We start from the raw sequence: 20,411 nt of genomic DNA on the forward strand, positions 1-20,411 counted from the left end.
CCAGCCTTTTTGTATGTAATATAAAATTTCCAAACAGAGAGGGGATGTTTAAAAGGGTTGTGATGTGTCATGGAAATAAGACGAAAAAATATCTATAAAAGCTGTGTGATTTTAAGTGCGTTATCGGTCTGTGTACCTTCATTTGTTTTTGCACGAAATAAAGATGGAGGTGCTGTAACTGAACTTAAACCAATTGTTATTGAAGAGAAAAAAATAGGATCGTTTTTGGATTCAGTAACTATTCTGACAGATCGTAAAACTGCTAAGGATATTAGTGAAAAACAAATAACTAGTGCCTATGATATTAGTCGTCTTGATCCATCCGTAACCTATAACCCAAGAAACAACAGTTTTGTTATGCGTGGTTTAGAGGCAAACCGTGTTCTCACAACAATGGATGGTATTGTTCTTCCATGGTTCGACGATATATTGCGTGGGAATGGTAGTAACACAACGTTTGACTTTAGTGCACTTTCTACACTTGATATTATTCAGGGATCGGATTCTAGTCTTTACGGATCTGGTGCACTAGGAGGAGTTATTGCGTTGCGTACCCTTAATCCTGAAGATCTTATCACAGAGGAGAAGAATTGGGGTGGTCTTATAAAAGGTGGTTATCATTCTGTTGATAATAGTTGGCACATAAATCAAGCTGTTGCAGTGCGTGCTCAACAAACGTTTTTACTTTTCCAAGGTTCTTATGCGGAAGGTCATGAGCGCAAAAATATGGGGACTCTAGAAGGCTATGAAGAACGCACACGTAAAAACCCTGCTCATTTTGACCAAAATAATTTGCTCTTTAAAATTCACCAATACCTTGATGACAATCACCGGCTTGGTTTTACCGCGGAGCGTTTTGGTCACAATGTTGATATACATTCATTGGATGCTTCTAAAAAATATGCTCCAGGTTCCGTTTATGATAAAGACAACAAACTCCGTGAACGCCTTTCTCTTTCTTATGACTATAACGGCAATGAAGATGCTGTTTTTGATGCGTTTCGTGGGCAGATTTATTGGCAAAAACAGTCAAATCGTTATATTATGACTGGGTTTCGTGTTGCGGCACCCAAAGGCGATTATTTGAGAGATAATTTTTTGCGTAATACCAATTATGGTTTTAATGCCGATACTCTCAAGAAAGTTCATATTGGTACTGTAGATCATACGTTAAAATTTGCCACTAATGTTTTGTCATCTAAATTTCATCATTATTTGTTAGGTAAAGATAATTGTCATTTGGCGGAAAATGCAGGAGGGTGCCTCTTTTTGCCTGCTAATCAGTCAGATTCACCGGATACGAATGGCTACAATTTTGGTTTTGTTTTCGAAGATGAAATTGGCTTTGCTGATAACCATTTCCGTATAACACCTGGAGTTCGTTATGATTGGTATAAGTACGTCCCTCATAAAACGTCCTCTTATGAGAAAGCACTGTTTTCTGACAAATTTCCTTCAGAAAGAAGTGGTGCACGTTTTTCTCCAAAATTACGTATGGAGTGGGATGTTCGTAATCAAGTGACGCTCTACGCTCAATGGGCGCAAGCTTTTCGTGCACCACGTGTTTCAGAACTCTACGTCTCTTATATAAAACCCTCTGCTTATTATGTAAAAGGAAATCCTGATCTTAAAGCAGAAACCAGCAATGGATATGATGTTGGTATAAGATATAAAAATAAAAATTTCGATGGTTCACTCAGTGCCTTTTTCAATCAATATAAAGACTTCATAGATACTATAGATAAAGGGCCATCCGAGGAATTTCGATTTGCGCGTCACCATTATACAAATCGTGCAAATGTGCGTATTTATGGTGCTGAAGCAAAAATACATTTAGCTCTTAATGGTGGATTCCATAGCAATTTTGCTCTTGCCTATTCGCAGGGAAAAGATCTCGATAAGGATGAATATCTTAACTCAATTCCAGCTTTAAAAACGATTGTTGGGATCGGATACGCAAAAGAAATCTGGGGAGCAGATGTCGTGCTTACCTCATCTGCCAAACGCGATAAAGTTGCTAAGGATTCTGATTATCAAAAGATTCCTGGATACAAAATCTTTGATGTATCATGTTGGTTGAAGCCATTCGGCGAAAAAGGACTTGTTGTAAAAGCGGGTGTTTATAATCTGTTCAATGAAAAATATTGGAATGTATTAGATCTTCCTTCTGCTAAAAGTACAACATCAAAGGATTATTACAGCCAACCTGGTCGTAATTTCAAGGTGTCGTTTGTGCAAAAATTTTAGTCACTTTTGTTAACTATTTGATCAATTGAAAGGGTTGTATCGGTAAAAAATAAACTGTTGCGTTTCTGTTCTCATTGCTCTTTAAAAAATGAGCTAGATGCTTTAATTCTTTGTAATTTATCGATTTTTATTGTTCTGCTGTTGATAATAAGGGCTTATTTGGTAGTGGGTTGAACCTTTAGTTGATAATGGTTCGACTTACTATCTTTGAATTGTAAAATTGAAAAAATTAACTCTCAAATAGGCAAAATAAGGAAAGTCCATGTCATATACAGCCGAGATGATTATTCGTTTGCGTGAAGAAAAAAAAGAAATGCGTAGCCGCGATTTTGCGGTCTCTATTGGTATATCCGAAGCAGAACTTATTGCGGCCTATTGTACAATTGGAAAAGCAAAAAAACTACGCGCTAATGTCACTACTCTCTTGGAAAGTGCTTCTAAACTTGGAACGGTTATGGCATTGACACGTAATGAAAATGCTGTCCATGAAATAACAGGATGTTTTGAGAAAATTGTTCAAAGCCAGCATATCCCGATAACACTCGGTGAAATTGACCTGCGTATTTTTTCAAAACAATGGAAATTTGGTTTCGAGCATGACGTGACAATTCTCGGAAAAACTATGAAAAGTTTGCAATTCTTTGATCAATATGGTATTGCTATCTTTAAGGTCTATTCTAAAGATACGACAAATATGGAAGAATGGGCTGCACTTGTTGAAAAGTTGCTTCATGACGATCAGTCCGCTGTACTTGACATTTCTCCCGTTCCTACTGCAGTACAATGTGATACGGCAAAGCTGGATGTTGAAAAACTCCGAGATCGTTGGCGACAGATGACTGATGTACATCAGCTTCACGGGATTATTTCTGAACTGAAAATTAATCGACATGTTGCTGTAAAACATGCCGGAAATGAGTTTGCCGATGAGTTAAAAATAGAAGCTGTTGAGATGATGCTCAAACAAGTTGCACAAGAAGAGTTACCAATTATGTGTTTTGTTGGTAATAGAGGATGTATCCAAATCTTCACTGGGCAAGTAAAGAACATTAAGAAAATGGGACCTTGGCTTAATGTTCTTGATCAGAAATTTCACCTCCATTTATTCGTTTCTGGGATCAATAAGGTATGGCGTGTCCGCAAACCTACGATTGATGGTTATGTCAGCTCACTTGAAGTTTTTGATAAAGATGATGAGATGATTATTCAATTCTTTGGCATACGCAAGGAAGGTCAAAAAGAACGTGAAGATTGGCGCTCTTTATTAAATAGTTTACCATCGTGCCAAAAAAACAGCAGTAACTAAGATAAGGCAAGGTCGAACATGTTCATATCTCTTTTGCATAGGTTATCAAACCTTTTTCTTATGTGTTTACTGCTTTCTCTTACCTGTTTTTTTAAACAAGTGATTGCTGAACCCACAACCCATTTTCCTGAAAATGCTCGAATTGTTTCTATCGGCGGAGCACTTACAGAAATTATCTATGCATTGGGAGCCCAAGATCAGCTTCTCGCCCGTGATAGTACAAGCGTCTACCCGCAAGAGGCACTCAAGCTTCCTGTGCTTGGGTATATGCGCGCTCTTTCACCTGAGGGGGTTTTATCACTTGCCCCAGAGGGCATATTGCTTGTTGAAGGAAGCGGACCTGCTTCAACAATTGCTATTCTCAAAAAAACATCAATACCTCTGGTGATTATACCAGAAAACTACTCCCGTGAAAATGTGATAGAAAAGATTCGCCTCGTTGGCCAAGCCATTCATCGGGAAGTGCAAGCAGCTGCGTTGATTGAAAAATTGAAGCGTAGTTTTTTAGACAACGATGCGCTTTTGGCGAAAGTAACAAAGCCAAAGCGTGTTCTTTTTGTTTTATCCGTGCAAAATGGACGCGTCATGGCATCTGGCACAGGGACAGCAGCCGATGGTATGATAAAACTTTCAGGTGCTATCAATGCTATCACCGATTATAAAGGATATAAACTACTCAATGGCGAAGCGTTATTGAAATCAGATCCTGATGTTATCTTACTTGTAAAACATGGTGCAAGATCAACCAGCATTGATAAGATTTTAGCCATACCGGCAGTTCAAGCAACAACTGCAGCAAAAAATCATGCTATAAAACAGATGGATGCTATGTATCTTTTAGGATTTGGTCCACGCACTGCAGACGCATCAAGAGAGCTTATTAAGATATTTTATGGTTCAAATCAAAACGGTAAGAGCTGATAAAAATGGTAGACGGTACATCCATGATGCATTTACCTGAAGCAAAAGAAGGTAAAAAAATAAACCGTTCAAAGCAGGGGAAGGTTTTATTATTAAGCTTAATAATATTCCTTACCTTCAGTATTTTTGGTGGGCTCTTGAATGGTGCAGCAAAGGTTTCTTTCGTTGATCTCCTTCATGTGATGCTTACACAAGATTTTTCGGTAAGTAGTAAAACGCGTGATTACCTCGTGCTTATCGACATAAGGCTTCCCCGTGTTATCTTAGGATTGTTGATTGGATCAGCTTTAGCTGTCTCCGGTGTTCTTATGCAAGGGCTTTTCCGTAATCCTCTTGCAGATCCTGGAATTGTAGGTGTATCAGCAGGTGCTGGACTTGGAGCAGTCTTAGCAATTGTTGTCGGTATTGCTTTTCCTGTTTCATTTACACCTTTTCTAGAACCTTACAAAGTTATCATAGGTGCTTTTTTTGGTGGACTTTTATCAACGATTGTTCTCTACATAACAGCAACGCATAATAGCTTTACCTCTATTGCAACCATGTTGCTTGCTGGTATTGCTCTTAGTGCATTAAGCAGTGCAGTTGTCGGAACATTGATTTTTATCGCAAATGACCAGCAACTCCGTGATATCACTTTTTGGAGTCTTGGCTCTCTTGCTGGGGCAACATGGTTGAAAGTTTGGCTTATTTTGCCTTTTATCTGTGCTGGTCTCCTTTTTTCCCCCTTTCTGTCACGCGCCCTTAATGCTCTCTCTCTTGGAGAAGCAGTTGCTGGTCATGTTGGCTTCCATATCCAACGGGTTAAAAATATCGCTATTTTCCTTGTTGCGCTTATGTGTGGTAGTGCTGTTGCTGTCAGTGGTGGTATTGGTTTTATTGGTATTATTGTTCCTCATATTTTACGTCAGCTCATTGGTCCTGATCATCGCTATCTCATTCCTTGCTCTGCTCTCTTGGGAGCAGCATTACTTATTTTTGCTGATACGTTTGCACGCTTAATTGTTACCCCCGCAGAATTGCCGATTGGAATTGTAACAGCACTTTTTGGTGCACCTTTCTTTCTATGGATCCTTATATGCAAACGAGGAACAGACTTTTCATGATTGAAGCGACAAATATTTGTGTTCGGCGCGGAAAGAAGCAGATTCTTAAACACATTAATCTTCAAGCTAAAAGTGGTGCTTTTACCATTATTATTGGTCCTAATGGATCAGGAAAAAGTACTTTTATCAAAGCTCTGAGTGGTGAAATTCCTTACAGTGGAACAATAACCTTAAATGGTTATAATGTATGCCAAACAAAAACCCATGAAATGGCAAAAATGCGCGCTGTGCTACCACAATCAACAACACTCGTATTTCCATTCTTAGTCCATGAAGTTGTAGGGCTTGGACTTTCTGTAAACCAATTTACCATTGCCAAAGCCGAATTGGAAAATCTTATCCAAAAAGCTTTAGAGTGCGTTGACCTTTCTGATTACGGCAACCTGTATTATCACCAATTATCAGGCGGAGAACAAGCTAGAGTACAACTTGCCCGTGTACTTTGCCAAATCTGGAAACCTGTTTATAATGGGATTCCTCGCTGGATGATATTAGATGAACCTATTGCTAGCCTCGATATTCAACATCAAATCATCGTTATGGATATTGCTAAACAATTTGCCCATTCTGGTGGTGGCGTTCTTGCTGTTCTTCATGACCTCAATCTCGCAGCACATTATGCAGATAACATGATCTTGCTCAAGGAAGGAGAGATTTATTGCGAAGGAAATCCAACTAACGTTTTGACAACACAAAATCTCCGTGAGGTTTATCATTGTTCTTTAAACGTTTCTGAATTACCTAAAGAAGATATCCCATTTATACTCCCTCAAACGGCATCCTCCTATGAAATTAAATCTCTAAGCTATCGGCTTCAATCTAAAAACTACTAGTTTAAAATCTTTCAAGATTTTACATAACTAAAAACATGTAAGGTTTTGTTTTGCTATCACACTGTTAGACAATACGAATTTATACAACGTAAATATGCGTTTTCTTACTCTTTCTATCACTTTATCTTTATAAAAATGATTCAAGAAATACGTAAAAATGCCTTTGTTATAATAATGGAGTGTATTATTTATATCTTCTAAGGACCATAGAGAAATCAAGTACCTTTTCCCCATCCATAAAAGATTTATTTGTAGCTTTAATAGTAATATTTTCTTTGTAACACATCTATTTTAGCTTTTTGTATAAATAAATATTGATTTATAACGATATTTTTTATTTTTCTCTCTCTATTAAAAAATTGCTTATTAGCATATAATAAAGAATTAAACTATTGAATAAAAACTTTAAAATAAAATCAATAACGTTTCTTGTAAGCCCCCCTAATGCAAAAACAATGCGGAATATAGGGATAAGGAGAGAGTATAGAAATAGCATTTGTCTGCTGCTTCACAAGCATAAAGATGATTCCACTCAAGAAGTACTATCATTTACAGATAAAGCCTACACCATGGCAATGCAAAGAAATGAAATCGACAACAAGATGAGAGATATCTTTATGAGATGAATTAACTCATCTATTAACAATATAGATTTCCTTTTCATATGCATAGAAAATAACGCGGAATTTCTCCGCGTTAACAAAATTATCAGGGTGTATAGATTATTATTACTCATGATTTTATAGCATAGACAACAGTTGTATTAACAGGGCGCGTTTCTGCCTCACCCGTATGGGAAAGAGTTACCTTGTGTGTATGTGCGCCAGCAGAATCTGTTGTTCCTTTCAGGGTCGCATCATAGGTATAATGATTCGGTAGTCTCCCAATATCACCAACTGGCCATCCAACTCCTTTATACTTAAAACTATGCGCATGCTCGCCTGCGTTTTCAATGCTCCCAATATGCGTATGCGATTTTATGCTATCTTGTTGTTCATCTGCAAATTTTCTATCACCATCTAAACCCCGACCATTATCAAAGCCGCGTAAAAACATGCCTCTAAAATCAGGAACTTTAAAAGTTTTATTACTGTCTTTTCCCCATTTATCACCTATTGCCCTGAATAACTGCGGATAATCTTCACGCTTATAGGCTTTACCATCACATAAAAGCCAACCATTTGGCACATTTTGCATAGCAAATGTTGCAATAAATCCAGAGGGAAAACTTTCTATCTTTGGTGGTGTAGGATTTAATAAATACCAACCCTCATGCTCTTTTATTAAAACACCATTATTATATACCATTTCATAAATGCCATCTGTTTGAAATTCTCCACCTTCTAATGGTATAACCCCCGCATCAGTGGCTTTATAGATAAGCTTTTCTCCTATATTATTAACAGTTATTGTTGTCGCGCCAATATTTACACCACAAGCTTTAAAACGTATGACGATATCATTGTTGTATTTCTTTATAGGCGAAACTGTCTTTAAGGTAATTAATGTTGTTTTATCTTCCACATTTACTATAAAGCTTGAATTAATAGATCCACCATTATCTGCAAGATATTCACGTACGCGCTGCATCATCGCCCGTGCACTATCATTAACAGAACTAGGCGGCTGACCTTCTGCCCAATTAATGATACTATCTGAATAAGCATTTTCATCAGCCTTTAGAGACCAATCGTAAATATTAGACATTATAAATCCCCCATTATTTTCATAGTTTTTCTAAAAATTTCTCATTCTGTGTACTAAAATGTGCTACCGCTGTTGATTGGTACATCATAACCACTGCACCATCCGTATTTACGTATTTTACCTCTCTTCACTCCTTGCAATTTAATAACCTAAATTCACCAGACGCTTTTCATAACATTAGTATTAATACTTTCCCTTCTAATGTGTAATATAACCACCTCATCTGATGTTACTTAATATCTTGTTTTGCTGTTTTACTGTTGTTATATAATTATTTTTCAATCTTGCATCTTGTTGCAAAATTTATAAATACTGTTCAAAATTTTTCTTATTATGGATTTCATATAACCATTATTGAATGTAATAAATTATCATCGACATAGAAAGTTTCTGACTTAAAAATTATTTTTTTATTTTTTTCAATATGTTGAATCTATCTCGTCGAGATTTTATACCATATATTTTAAACAAAGAAACTCTTTCATTTGTATAAAATTTTAAAAGTTAGCTTCAAATTCTTTGCACGCTTCATTATGCTTTTATTCACTTGCAGCTACTTTGTTCTATGTTATTCAATTTATTCCTGAAATTATGTTACAAGATCAGCACAAATGTTTTTTGAACAAGCTTTTGTTCAATCTAAATACACCATAGAGAATATATTTAATATGGCCATTTCTTTCGACTTTCATTGAACTGGAAATGAAATACTTTGAAATACTAAAGAAATATCACACACCTTCACTACATTTGAAGATTGTATCCAACCCGGAAAACATTAAAAAGCATAACCCAGCGCCCTCTCCCAATTTTTATGAACAATATCCTTGTTTTTTAAACGCCCCGTAACCAACTTCTCCCCTCCTGCACTTAGTATATCTCTTTATATGTTATTATATGTATATTTTTTTTGCAAGAACAATAAATCATTCTCAACAACATGTTGTAATTATCGGTGTTCTTCTTAATTCATGGCAATATCAAAAGCATTTTCCAAACTGTTTTGCTAACTCATCTGCTTCATCAATCCAAACAAAAAATACGCTCCATCGATTTAACACTTGCTATACCCTTAACTATCAAAGAAAAAATCTTGCTAAATAAGTAGCCAGACAATTAAACTATCTATGGCTTGTTTTTCCACATAGAATATCCTCTCCTCTCATTACCGACTTTATTTTCAGTGTTCTCTGCACCTTTAACTTCTATCTTCCCTTTAAAATACGCATTATTTATTAGCTACGCCCTTTACCAGCTCTAAATGGGGTTATTTTTTACTGTTTTTAAAGTTATCGCTATATTTTCTAATGTCAGAAACATTTTCTTTAGGTAATAAAAAACTGAGAAATTTCAGAATTTCTAAATGTATAACGCCATACATAATCTTACCATACATGAATGAAATGTAATCTGTTCTAATCCACAAAATGAACACTCAAAAAGAAAGATGGAGATATGAGTTTTGGAGACCTTATAGTATGCATTATGGTAGGATTTTTATTTATAATCTTTTCATTGGGGGGTGGGTGAATGCTCAAAATCGTTACAGCAGAATGGAAAAAAGAATATTTTAGGTGTTCTTTTCTATTCCTTCCACCATTTACCTCATTATTTAGTATAATTACACTACTTAAATATGATTTTTTTAACAAGATCTAAAAGATAAGCTGTTTTTATATCCTTCCTAATGTGCATAAAGAGTTTTATGATGTTAGTGGGACAATGCAAAGCGATTATAGAATGCTATGATAGTGCAAATAAAGAATTCACTAACGAATTTATCTATGAATCTCTTATTAACAAATTTGTCTATCTCTGCTCTGGGGTATACCAATCATCTTTTCCCGCATAGCTGCAGCTTTTATATGGCTACCAATTATAACATTGCTAATATAATAGCAATGTTAGTGGGAATTTGGTTCCTCTTCCTCATAATTCCCGACTTACTCAAAAATTGGTTTTTGGCTTTGTTAATTATTATCATAACAATTCTTTGTTTGCCTTTTTTATTTATTACCTATTTTAGTATTTAAAAATTTTTTTGACGCAAATTTACTCAATTTTTCTCTTGTTGTACTATAATAAATAAGAGCACTTCATTATCATTAGATAAGCTTTTTGTATATAATTAATAATTTCCTATCTGTAATATTGTTGCACGATATCACATGACTCTTGAATAACTTTACCTTGAAAACAAAGAGCTTTATGTCTCAGAAAATGAATTTTTACCTCGTCTTAAGCTAAAACACAGCGCTTTGCACACATTTCTATTGCAAACTAATTAATGAATTTACGTAGTACTTTATGCTGAAATACATCCTTTTGCTTTCTTCTCTCTTCCAACTATTTACAAAGTGTTGATGAAATTTCAAAAAGCCTTTGTTCATTTTCATCATCATTTTTTAATTCAGCTTTACGATTTTCAAAACATTCAAGGCAATATTATTTCTAATAATAAAGATTAGGCATTGTTTCACGCTTTTGTTTATCGCATTCTTAATAGGAACATCCCCTTCATGAAGAATAGAATACCCCAAACAAAATATAATGATATTGCATATCACGCACTTTTTTAAGAAATATTGCTCAAAATATACTCCGTTCATTTTACGACAGCGCACGTCAATGATATAATAGTAAGCCATTATAGATCATCATCTTTAAGCTTTTGAAAATACAAGCTGGAATCCATCATACATTTTGTTGGACCCCACATTGCGACAGTCCTCGCATCTGAGAATGTTCATTTATGACATTTGACTTCCTTTCTTCAAGTGTTTTGCCCATACGCTCCCACTTATGACGTGCAAGGAAGTGATTTTATATGAAAAGATGTATGATGAGAGAATCTTATGATCTTTTGAGTTATTATTTTAATATAAAAAAATCTCAATCAGAACTATAAACTATCTACTTTTTCCTTGATAATCCGTTTTTAACTTTATTCTTGTTTATAAAAGCTTCAATATCATAGTTTGTCACTTCATAATATCTATTTTCACTCTTAAAAAACACACCAAAATCGTTTAAAATATATTTTTATGATTGACAATATAGATATTTAAGCCAACCATATTCGTATTAACAAAAATACTTTAGGTGGGAGGAGGTATGCAAATATGAGAATAGATATTGTATCAATTTTTCAAAATAAATTTTCTTGAGCTTTATTGGATTTTCTTTGCTATAAAGCAATACTATTCCTATTTATCCGAATGCTCGTGATTGATAATTTGAATACATCCCCATTAACATCGTAACCTATTTTTGAACTCTGTGTCTATAAGGAAAAAGTTTGTGCAGAAAAATACTCCATCGATCAGTTGTAGCCCCTTTCCCGCTTCACGCAAAATTTATCAACAGAGCCTTCTCTTTTCTGATGTGCGCGTACCATTGCGTGAAATTTCACTGACTGATGGCAGTGGTGAAAAACCTTTAAACGTCTACGATACTTCTGGCCCCTACACAGATAAAGGTATGATCATTGATATTACAAAAGGCTTGCCAGCAATTAGCTTACCTTGGCTCTCTAAGCGAGATGATACTGAAACTTATCCTGCACGATTAATTCAACCTGAAGATAATGGATTGGCTTCTGATAAAAACCTTACACCAGCCTTTAAACAAAAACGTCCCATTTTACGAGCAAAAAATGGCAAAGCAATTACACAAATGGCTTATGCGCGCGCAGGCATTATTACCGAAGAAATGGAATATGTGGCTATACGAGAAAATGAAGGATTAGCAGTAAAAGAATGGCAGAATGTACTATCAAATGAAACATTTTCTGCATCAATACCAGAAATTTATACTGCCGAATTTGTTCGCAATGAAATTGCTTGTGGACGCGCCATTATTCCACAAAACATTAATCATCCAGAATGCGAACCTATGATTATTGGGCGTAATTTTCGTGTTAAAATTAATGCCAATATTGGCAATTCAGCAGTGACTTCATCTATGGAAGAAGAAGTTGATAAAATGGTTTGGGCCATTCGCTGGGGAGCAGATACAGTTATGGATCTCTCAACAGGTCGAAATATTCATAATATTCGTGAGTGGATTATTCGAAATGCCCCTGTTCCCATCGGGACTGTTCCACTTTATCAAGCACTCGAAAAAGTACAGGGTATTGCCGAAAACTTAACATGGAACATTTTCCGTGATACCCTTATTGAGCAAGCAGAACAAGGTGTTGATTATTTTACCATTCATGCGGGATTAAGATTACCTTTTATCCCTTTGACCGTTGATCGGGTAACAGGTATTGTTTCACGAGGTGGTTCTATTATGGCAAAATGGTGCTTGCATCATCATAAAGAAAGTTTTCTCTATGAACATTTTGATGAAATTTGTGATATTGCACGCGCGTATGATATCTCTCTTTCATTGGGGGATGGATTACGCCCTGGCTCTATTGCCGATGCCAATGATAAAGCCCAATTTGCAGAGCTTAAAACTTTGGGAGAATTGACAAAAATTGCTTGGGGAAAAGATGTACAGGTTATGATTGAAGGTCCTGGGCATGTCCCAATGCACAAAATTAAAGAAAATATGGAGCAGCAATTAGATCTTTGTCATGAGGCGCCTTTTTATACTTTGGGACCTCTTACAACGGACATTGCTCCTGGTTATGATCATATTACATCAGCAATTGGTGCCGCTATGATTGGATGGTTTGGAACAGCCATGTTGTGTTATGTAACGCCTAAAGAGCACCTAGGACTTCCCAATAGGAATGACGTAAAAACTGGTGTAATCACTTATAAAATTGCTGCTCATGCCGCTGACCTTGCCAAAGGTTTTCCTAGAGCACAATTGCGCGATAATGCTCTTTCGCGTGCACGATTTGATTTTAGATGGCATGATCAATTCAACCTTTCTCTTGATCCGGAAACAGCCTGTGCCTTTCATGATGAGACAATGCCTAAAGAAGCCCATAAATTGGTGCATTTTTGTTCCATGTGTGGACCAAAATTCTGTTCTATGCGTATTTCTCATGATATTCGTGAGGCAGCAGCAATAAGAAAAAAAAAGGAGAAGGTATGATCGCCATGGCCGAGAAATATCAAAAAAATGGTGATCTTTATATGGAAATTGTTCCTCCTCAAAAAGAGAAAGTGAACAATTGAAGAACATTCTTATCAAAGGTGCGGGTGTAGGCGGCTTAACCGTTGCCTTTATGTTACAGCAAAAAGGTACTTCTGTTACTGTATCGGCTCCCCCTCATTCTCCTATAGGAACGGCTAGTTGGTATGCAGGAGGAATGCTCGCACCTTACTGTGAAAGAGAAAATGCAGAACAGATTGTTGAAGATCTTGGTATACAAGCTATACAGTGGTGGCGTAAAACACTCCCCAACCTTGTCATACAAAAAGGCACTTTAGTGGTTGCACCTACACGAGATAGAGGAGAGCTTGAACGATTTTCTGTGCGTACGCATAATCACAAAACCATAGATAATGTAGAAATAGCTCATCTTGAACCAGATCTTGCGGAACGTTTTAACTGTGCGCTCTTTTATGAAAATGAAGCCCATATTGATCCTCGCAAAGCGCTTATGGCTTTAAAGGAAAAACTTCTCAACAATGGAGCGTGTTTTGTTGATGTAGAGACGGCTGAAACAAATTTTGATATTGTTATTGATGCGACAGGAATAGCACGTTTAGGAAAAGATAAAAATATACGAGGCGTACGCGGCGAAATGCTTCTCGTGCGCTGCACCGATATTAAAATTTCGCGCCCAATTCGTCTTCTTCATCCACGGTTTCCTCTCTACATTGTACCTCGACAAGATAATATTTTTATGATTGGCGCAACAATGATTGAAAGTGACTTTGATGGTGCAGTCTCAGTGAGATCAATGGTGGAACTGCTCAACGCGGCTTATACTTTACATCCTGCTTTTTCTGAAGCAGAAATTATTGAATCTGGCGTTGGTGTTCGTCCATGTTATCCTGATAACTTCCCTTCTGTGCATAAAGATGGTAACTGTATTTCTATTAATGGATTTTATAGACATGGTTTTCTTTTGTCTCCAGAAATGGCAAAACGAGCAATGAAATTGGCATTGGAATAAAGAATGAAAATATTTGTTAATGGTGAAACAGTCCAAACAGAAGTTATGACTCTCGGTCTCTTGCTTGAAGAATTGGGTTATGAAGGAAATTGGCTTGCAACCGCTGTTAACGCTGAGGTTGTTCCTATAGATGCACGAAGCCAATTTGTCTTGCATGAAGGAGATAAAATTGAAATTTTAAGCCCAATGCAAGGAGGCTAAAATTATGCTGAATCTTTATGAACGACAATTCTCTTCCCGTCTTCTCTTAGGTACAGCGCAATATCCTTCACCAGCAATCCTTCGTGATGCTATTCATAAATCGAATACGGATATTATAACTGTTTCCTTACGCCGTGAAACTGCGGGTGGAAAACAAGGCGGACAATTTTGGCAATTTCTTCAAGAACTTGGGGTAACAGTGCTTCCTAATACTGCTGGTTGTTATACTGTTAAAGAAGCCGTAACCACAGCGCGATTAGCAAGAGATCTTTTTAAAACAGCTTGGATTAAACTCGAAGTCATAGGAAACCCAGACACCTTACAGCCAAATGTTTTTTCCTTACTCGAAGCTGCGCAAATTTTAAACAATGAAGATTTCAAAATTTTTGCCTATACAACGGATGATCTCATTGTTGCTGAAAAACTTTTTGACATCGGTTGCCGTGTTATTATGCCTTGGTGTGCTCCTATTGGTTCTGCCAAAGGACCTCATAATACTGATGGATTGCGTTCTATCCGTGCTTACCTTCCTGATGCTACTCTTGTTATTGATGCCGGCATTGGACGCCCATCACATGCCGCCATTGCGATGGAACTCGGTTATGATGCAGTACTGCTTAATACCGCAGTTGCTAGAGCAGGTGATCCTGTCTTAATGGCTGAAGCATTTTCTAAAGCTGTTCAAGCAGGACGTATGGGATATAAAGCTGGCATGATAGAAGCACGCAATGTAGCAGTCCCTTCAACGCCAGTCATTGGAAAAGCAGCATTTTCATGAAACTGGATCCATTTTACCTCATCGTTGATAACGCTGATTGGATTGAACGTTTGCTCCCTCTTGGAGTTAAACTCGTACAATTGCGTATGAAACATGAAAATCAACAAATAATCTGTCAACATATCAAGCACGCAAAAAACATATGCAATAAATTGGGAGCACAATTAATTATTAATGATCATTGGGAAATAGCAATTAATGAAAAGTGCAATTTTATTCATCTGGGACAAGAAGACCTAAGCAATGCTGATCTTCACGCAATTCGCAAAAGTGGTATAAAAGTTGGTCTTAGTACACATGATGAACATGAATTGGATACCGCACTTTCTGTTAATCCTGAGTATATTGCACTTGGTCCTATTTATCCAACAATCTTAAAAAAAATGAAATGGATGCCGCAAGGACTAGAAAAAATCAAACAATGGAGAAAGCGGATTGGTGCTTTACCTTTGGTGGGTATTGGTGGTTTAACACCAGAACGCGCAGTTGGTGTTTTAAAAGCAGGAGCCAATAGTGCTGCTGTTGTAACTGATATTATCTTTCATAAAAAACCTGAAGAGCGTGTAAAGCAGTGGATAAAAGTGACACAAACATGGCGTTGATACCTTCCATTCTTATTGTTGCAGGCACTGATCCAACAGGAGGAGCCGGTATTGTTCGTGATATAGAAACCGCTGTACATTTTAAAATAAAAGCAAATTTAGCAATCACTTGTGTTAACGTACAAGATGATAATCACGTTGTCGAAATCATTCCAATGCGTGAAGACCGCGTCGCTGCGCAAATGCGTGCTGCCCTAGACGCAAATCCAATAAGCGCAATAAAAATTGGTATGACGGGAACAAAAGCAATTATAGCAGCAATTTGTAACGTACTCAAAGACTATCCCCATGTTCCAGTTATTCTGGACCCTTTACTTGTCGCTTCATCAGGAGGAAAACTAACAACAGAAACAATCATCGACACTATGATCGATGAACTACTTCCTCATGTTGATCTTTTAACACCGAATAGAGAAGAACTCGCTCTTCTTAGCCAAAGTCCATTGGCATCTCATGATAAGCAAGCAATACAACAAGCAAAAAAACTTTTGTCATTGGGAGCTCGCTCTATTTTAGTAAAAGGGGGACATGCAGAAGGTCCTCTTGCAATTGATAGCTTCATTGACAAAACTGAAGTCATAAATATTTCTACTCCACGTTTAAAAGGAACAATGCGAGGAACAGGTTGCATTCTCTCAAGCGCTATTGCAGCGCATTTAGCATTAAATGAACCTCTCATTTCAGCTGTAAAAAAAGCAAAAACATATATCCACACATTGCTTTTAACCCATTGTAAAAACAGCTTGTAAAGTCTTAGTATTTTCTCATATAAAAGTAATATTTATATATTTCTTAATATTTTTAATAAAAATTATTTAAAATATAACAATAAAAAATTGATACTTAATTTTAATAAAATATATAAAAGTCACTTTCATTAATTATTAAATATAGAATATAATGATCAAAAATGTTATCATAACACTTGCATTTTACGGTTTGCCTTTTTTGTGAAAAGAGAGAATCCTATCAGCGTTCTTATACATTAACGGCTAGCGAATACATTTATAAAACTTGAAGGATAATTTTATTTGATCTATAGTTGCTAAATCATTAGAAAAAATAAAATGTTAAATCAAATGCCGTGTTCAATTGCCTATGAAGAACTCTTAAACTTTTATAAAGAAAGTGGTGCGGATGCTGTTCTGACAGATTCTCCTATTGATCGTTTTAAGCAGTCTGCTTGTTCAGAGAGAAAATTAATATCTGTTGTGAACAATAATCAACAAATATCTCCCAAAACATCTCCCACCGTAAAATTAGATCATCATCCGCTGCCTAACTCTAGGGCTATACAAAATGAACCTACAGCTATAGAGAGTGCAAAAAATGCAAAGACACTTGATGAATTAAAATCTGCTCTCCTTGCATTTAATGGTTGTTCATTAAAATTGACAGCAAAAAATACCTGTTTTTCAGATGGAACAGCAGGAAGCCCCCTGATGCTTATAGGCGAAGCACCAGGACGAGAAGAAGATATACAAGGAATTCCTTTTGTGGGAAAAGCAGGAATGTTGCTTAATAAAATCCTCGCATCAATTGGTTTAACAAGAAATAATGTTTACATTGCCAACACTATTCCTTGGCGTCCACCAGGAAATCGTACACCAACACCAAGAGAAGTTGCCTTGTGCCGCCCTTTTATTGAACGGCACATTTATTTAGCACGTCCTCGTGTACTTATAGCACTAGGAGGCATTGCTGCACAATTTCTTACAGGATCTCAAAATGGGATTATCCGAACACGAGGGAAATGGCATATTTATGAAAGTGAGGATAATATAAAAATACCTGTTATGCCAACTTTTCACCCTGCCTACCTTCTCCGAACCCCTAGTCAAAAAAAACTTACATGGATAGACTTCTTAGAAGTAAAAAATCGCCTTAATAGCCTTTTGTAATTCTTTAATCTTCTTTGACTCTAAAATTAAACACCTTCTTTAACTCTTAAAATACGAATGGGAACAACTATGGAACAGCCAACAACATCTATTTATCGTTTGGAAGACTACCAACCAACCCCTTACGCTATCCCTAAAACACAACTTTCCTTTCAATTAGCACCAACAAAAACCTATGTTACAGCCATATTGTCTATTGAGACCCGTCACAATACAAAAGAATTAACACCTCTTGTTCTTTCTGGCGATGATCTTACTTTAAGTTCCGTTTCTATTAATGATGAAACATTAGCCCCAAACACCTATAAAGTAACGCCTTCACGTTTAGAAATTACAACGCCACCAGCGGCTCCTTTTACATTGAAATTGGTTACAGAACTGAATCCTGAAAGCAACCGCCAACTTATGGGCCTTTATCTTTCAAATGGTGTTTATTGCACACAATGCGAATCGGAAGGTTTTCGTCGTATTACTTATTTTTACGACCGCCCAGATGTTCTTTCTACCTATAGAGTAAAAATTGAAGCAGATTCCCAAATCCCAATCTTGCTTTCAAATGGTAATCTGGTAGAAACAGGGACTTTGGAGAATAATCGCCATTTTGCCATTTGGGAAGATCCTTATCCCAAACCATCTTATCTCTTTGCTTTAGTAGGTGGAAATCTTGATAAGTTAGAAGACCATTTTACAACTGTATCTGGACGACGTATCGAGCTTGGTATCTATGTAGAAAAAGGAAAAACCAAACGCGCAACCTATGCAATGGATGCTCTTAAACGTTCCATGCGTTGGGATGAACAATGTTTTGGGCGTGAATATGATCTTGATGTTTTCAATATTGTTGCTGTGTCCGACTTTAACATGGGAGCAATGGAAAACAAAGGACTTAACATTTTTAATGATAAGTATGTTCTTGTCGATCCTGAAACAGCAACCGATCAGGATTATAGAAATGTTGAACGTGTCATTGCACATGAATATTTCCATAATTGGAGCGGTAATCGTATTACCTGTCGCGATTGGTTTCAACTCTGTTTAAAAGAAGGATTCACTGTTTATCGTGATCAGGAATTTTCATCAGATCAAAATGTACGCAGCTTACAGCGAATTGAAAATATAAAAACATTAAAAGCTACTCAATTTGTCGAAGACGCTGGTCCCCTCGCTCATCCTGTACGCCCTCGTCAATATAGCCAAATTAACAATTTTTACACCACAACTGTTTATGAAAAAGGTGCTGAAGTTGTTCGCATGATACGGACTATTTTAGGACCCTCTCTGTTTCGTAAAGGTACTGATCTTTATTTTCAACGTCATGATGGACAAGCTTGTACAATTGAAGATTTTATCGCTTGTTTTGCTGAAGTATCTGGTCAAGACTTCTCCCAATTCATGTTGTGGTATGAACAAGCCGGAACACCCAATGTAGAAATCAATAGTCATTATAGCGATGGTGTTTTAACAATTCATGCAAAGCAACAGGTTCCCACAACCCCACAACAAAATACAAAAAAGCCCATGCTTATCCCTATATTATTTGGCTTGTTAGGACCTAATGGAGAAAACCTCACCTATGAAGCGGATACAGATATTCAATCAAATGTTATGCTTTTATCCAAGGAAAACCAAACGTTTACATTAAAGAGTCTGCGTGAAAAACCTATTTTATCACTGCTTAGAGACTTTTCTGCACCAATCAACCTACAAACTCCATTCAATGAAAGCGAACTTATTTTTCTTGCACAACATGATGACAATCACATCAATCGCTGGCAATCTCTTAATCATTTAATGATGCAAGCTTTGATTCAAAGCATTCAAGATAAAACACAAGCACAAGAAACAATCCCCTCTGCTTTGCTAAACCTAATTGAAAAGATTATAACAGATGAAAGCTTAGAGCCTGAATTTCGTGCCTTCTGTTTAAATTTACCTAGTGAAGTTGAGCTTGCCCATACAATCGGTAAAAATATTGATCCAGATCGTATTCACTATGTACGCAATCAGTTTTTAACTTCACTTGCACAAACACATCAAAAAGTCTTAACAAAATTTTATGGGCAAATGCAAATCAAAGAGCCCTATTCACCAAACGCTGCACAAGCTGGGAAACGAGCATTAAAGAATATAATACTGGATTATCTTTCCATTACCGAAGCCAATCCAAATCGTGCTGCTATACAATATGCAAAAGCTGATAATATGACTGACCGTATGGCTAGTATCGCTGTTCTCGTGAAACATTTTAATGAAAGTGAGCAGGCACAAAATGCCTTAAATGATTTTGAAAACCGCTATCGGCATGATCCTTTGGTCATGGATAAATGGTTTTCTATTCAAGCAATGGTTGCTGGCACATCAACGCTCGAGAATGTTCAAAAGCTCATGCAACACCCGCTATTTTCACAAAATAATCCTAATCGTGTACGTTCCCTAATCGGTGTCTTTGCCTCTAACAATCTCACGGGCTTTAACAGAATGGATGGAGCGTCTTATCATTTTCTTTGCCAAATCATTTTGGAAATTGACAAAAAAAATCCACAGCTCGCTTCACGATTATTAACAACGATGCGCTCTTGGCGACAACTAGAACCCATTCGACAACAAAAACTTGAAACTGAATTAAAAACGATTGCTGCTGCGCCAAAATTATCAAGCGATGTCGCTGATATCATCAACCGTCTGCTCACTTGAAACGAAAATTTATTTTAAATCAATATTCTATAATAT

13 protein-coding genes and 1 pseudogene are annotated in these 20,411 nt (G+C 36.6%); 13 read left to right on the forward strand and 1 reads right to left on the reverse strand.

Annotated features, from left to right (window positions below):
* Positions 1–69 precede the first annotated feature (69 nt).
* The 5 genes from ACFIJS_RS01430 (at position 70) to ACFIJS_RS01450 (ending at position 6,410) form a co-directional block, all read left to right on the forward strand.
* Positions 70–2,247 (forward strand): TonB-dependent hemoglobin/transferrin/lactoferrin family receptor, encoded by a 2,178-nt coding sequence (locus ACFIJS_RS01430; RefSeq protein ID WP_375649161.1) that lies wholly within the window; start codon positions 70–72, stop codon positions 2,245–2,247.
* Positions 2,248–2,509: 262 nt separating this feature from the next.
* Positions 2,510–3,553 (forward strand): hemin-degrading factor, encoded by a 1,044-nt coding sequence (locus tag ACFIJS_RS01435; protein ID WP_375649164.1) that lies wholly within the window; start codon positions 2,510–2,512, stop codon positions 3,551–3,553.
* Positions 3,554–3,571: 18 nt separating this feature from the next.
* A complete protein-coding gene (locus ACFIJS_RS01440; protein WP_375649166.1) occupies positions 3,572–4,474 on the forward strand; it encodes a hemin ABC transporter substrate-binding protein in 903 nt (300 codons plus the stop codon).
* Positions 4,475–4,479: 5 nt separating this feature from the next.
* A complete protein-coding gene (locus ACFIJS_RS01445) occupies positions 4,480–5,577 on the forward strand; it encodes a FecCD family ABC transporter permease (RefSeq protein WP_375649168.1) in 1,098 nt (365 codons plus the stop codon).
* Entirely contained in the window at positions 5,574–6,410 is an 837-nt protein-coding gene (locus ACFIJS_RS01450) for a heme ABC transporter ATP-binding protein (RefSeq protein ID WP_375649171.1), read from the forward strand. The genes ACFIJS_RS01445 and ACFIJS_RS01450 overlap by 4 nt, the downstream gene beginning before the upstream one ends.
* A gap of 732 nt (positions 6,411–7,142) precedes the next feature.
* Here the strand turns inward: ACFIJS_RS01450 and ACFIJS_RS01455 are convergent.
* Positions 7,143–8,117, reverse strand: a complete 975-nt coding sequence (locus tag ACFIJS_RS01455; protein WP_375649173.1) for a tail fiber protein — start codon at positions 8,115–8,117, stop codon at positions 7,143–7,145.
* Between the two features lie 3,300 nt (positions 8,118–11,417).
* On the opposite strand from ACFIJS_RS01455, the pseudogene thiC reads away from it, so the two are divergent.
* From thiC to pepN, 8 genes and pseudogenes are all read left to right on the forward strand, one after another.
* Positions 11,418–13,252: pseudogene (gene thiC, locus ACFIJS_RS01460) on the forward strand (phosphomethylpyrimidine synthase ThiC).
* Positions 13,249–14,199, forward strand: coding sequence for a glycine oxidase ThiO (gene thiO, locus ACFIJS_RS01465; protein ID WP_375649175.1), 951 nt, complete (start codon positions 13,249–13,251; stop codon positions 14,197–14,199). Before thiC ends, thiO begins: the two are co-directional and overlap by 4 nt.
* 3 nt (positions 14,200–14,202) lie before the next feature.
* The gene (gene thiS / locus ACFIJS_RS01470; protein WP_375623447.1) at positions 14,203–14,400 is read left to right on the forward strand and encodes a sulfur carrier protein ThiS; all 198 of its coding nucleotides are present in this window, start codon (positions 14,203–14,205) and stop codon (positions 14,398–14,400) included.
* A 4-nt stretch (positions 14,401–14,404) separates the two neighbouring features.
* Positions 14,405–15,178, forward strand: a complete 774-nt coding sequence (locus tag ACFIJS_RS01475) for a thiazole synthase (protein ID WP_375649178.1) — start codon at positions 14,405–14,407, stop codon at positions 15,176–15,178.
* Positions 15,175–15,780 carry a thiamine phosphate synthase gene (locus ACFIJS_RS01480; RefSeq protein WP_375649180.1) on the forward strand — a complete coding sequence of 202 codons (606 nt, stop codon included), beginning with the start codon at positions 15,175–15,177 and terminating at the stop codon, positions 15,778–15,780. The genes ACFIJS_RS01475 and ACFIJS_RS01480 overlap by 4 nt, the downstream gene beginning before the upstream one ends.
* Complete coding sequence (locus ACFIJS_RS01485) at positions 15,771–16,529, forward strand: hydroxymethylpyrimidine/phosphomethylpyrimidine kinase (protein ID WP_375649316.1); 759 nt, start codon at positions 15,771–15,773, stop codon at positions 16,527–16,529. Before ACFIJS_RS01480 ends, ACFIJS_RS01485 begins: the two co-directional genes overlap by 10 nt.
* Positions 16,530–16,847: 318 nt before the next feature.
* Entirely contained in the window at positions 16,848–17,681 is an 834-nt protein-coding gene (locus tag ACFIJS_RS01490) for a uracil-DNA glycosylase family protein (protein ID WP_375649183.1), read from the forward strand.
* 69 nt (positions 17,682–17,750) lie between these two features.
* A complete protein-coding gene (pepN, locus tag ACFIJS_RS01495; protein WP_375649185.1) occupies positions 17,751–20,375 on the forward strand; it encodes an aminopeptidase N in 2,625 nt (874 codons plus the stop codon).
* Positions 20,376–20,411: the final 36 nt, after the last annotated feature.

It is taken from the genome of Bartonella sp. OT172YNZD (assembly GCF_042193725.1).
GTDB lineage: Bacteria > Pseudomonadota > Alphaproteobacteria > Rhizobiales > Rhizobiaceae > Bartonella > Bartonella grahamii_A.

Bases quoted from the DNA above. Each gene is read 5' to 3' on its own strand.
- ACFIJS_RS01450 (WP_375649171.1), top strand. From the start codon at position 5,574: ATGATTGAAGCGACAAATATTTGTGTTCGGCGCGGAAAGAAGCAGATT.
- ACFIJS_RS01485 (WP_375649316.1), top strand. From the start codon at position 15,771: ATGGCGTTGATACCTTCCATTCTTATTGTTGCAGGCACTGATCCAACA.
- ACFIJS_RS01445 (WP_375649168.1), top strand. From the start codon at position 4,480: ATGGTAGACGGTACATCCATGATGCATTTACCTGAAGCAAAAGAAGGT.
- ACFIJS_RS01480 (WP_375649180.1), top strand. From the start codon at position 15,175: ATGAAACTGGATCCATTTTACCTCATCGTTGATAACGCTGATTGGATT.
- ACFIJS_RS01440 (WP_375649166.1), top strand. From the start codon at position 3,572: ATGTTCATATCTCTTTTGCATAGGTTATCAAACCTTTTTCTTATGTGT.
- thiS (WP_375623447.1), top strand. From the start codon at position 14,203: ATGAAAATATTTGTTAATGGTGAAACAGTCCAAACAGAAGTTATGACT.
- ACFIJS_RS01490 (WP_375649183.1), top strand. From the start codon at position 16,848: ATGTTAAATCAAATGCCGTGTTCAATTGCCTATGAAGAACTCTTAAAC.
- ACFIJS_RS01455 (WP_375649173.1), bottom strand. From the start codon at position 8,117: ATGTCTAATATTTACGATTGGTCTCTAAAGGCTGATGAAAATGCTTAT.
- ACFIJS_RS01435 (WP_375649164.1), top strand. From the start codon at position 2,510: ATGTCATATACAGCCGAGATGATTATTCGTTTGCGTGAAGAAAAAAAA.
- ACFIJS_RS01475 (WP_375649178.1), top strand. From the start codon at position 14,405: ATGCTGAATCTTTATGAACGACAATTCTCTTCCCGTCTTCTCTTAGGT.
- pepN (WP_375649185.1), top strand. From the start codon at position 17,751: ATGGAACAGCCAACAACATCTATTTATCGTTTGGAAGACTACCAACCA.
- ACFIJS_RS01430 (WP_375649161.1), top strand. From the start codon at position 70: ATGGAAATAAGACGAAAAAATATCTATAAAAGCTGTGTGATTTTAAGT.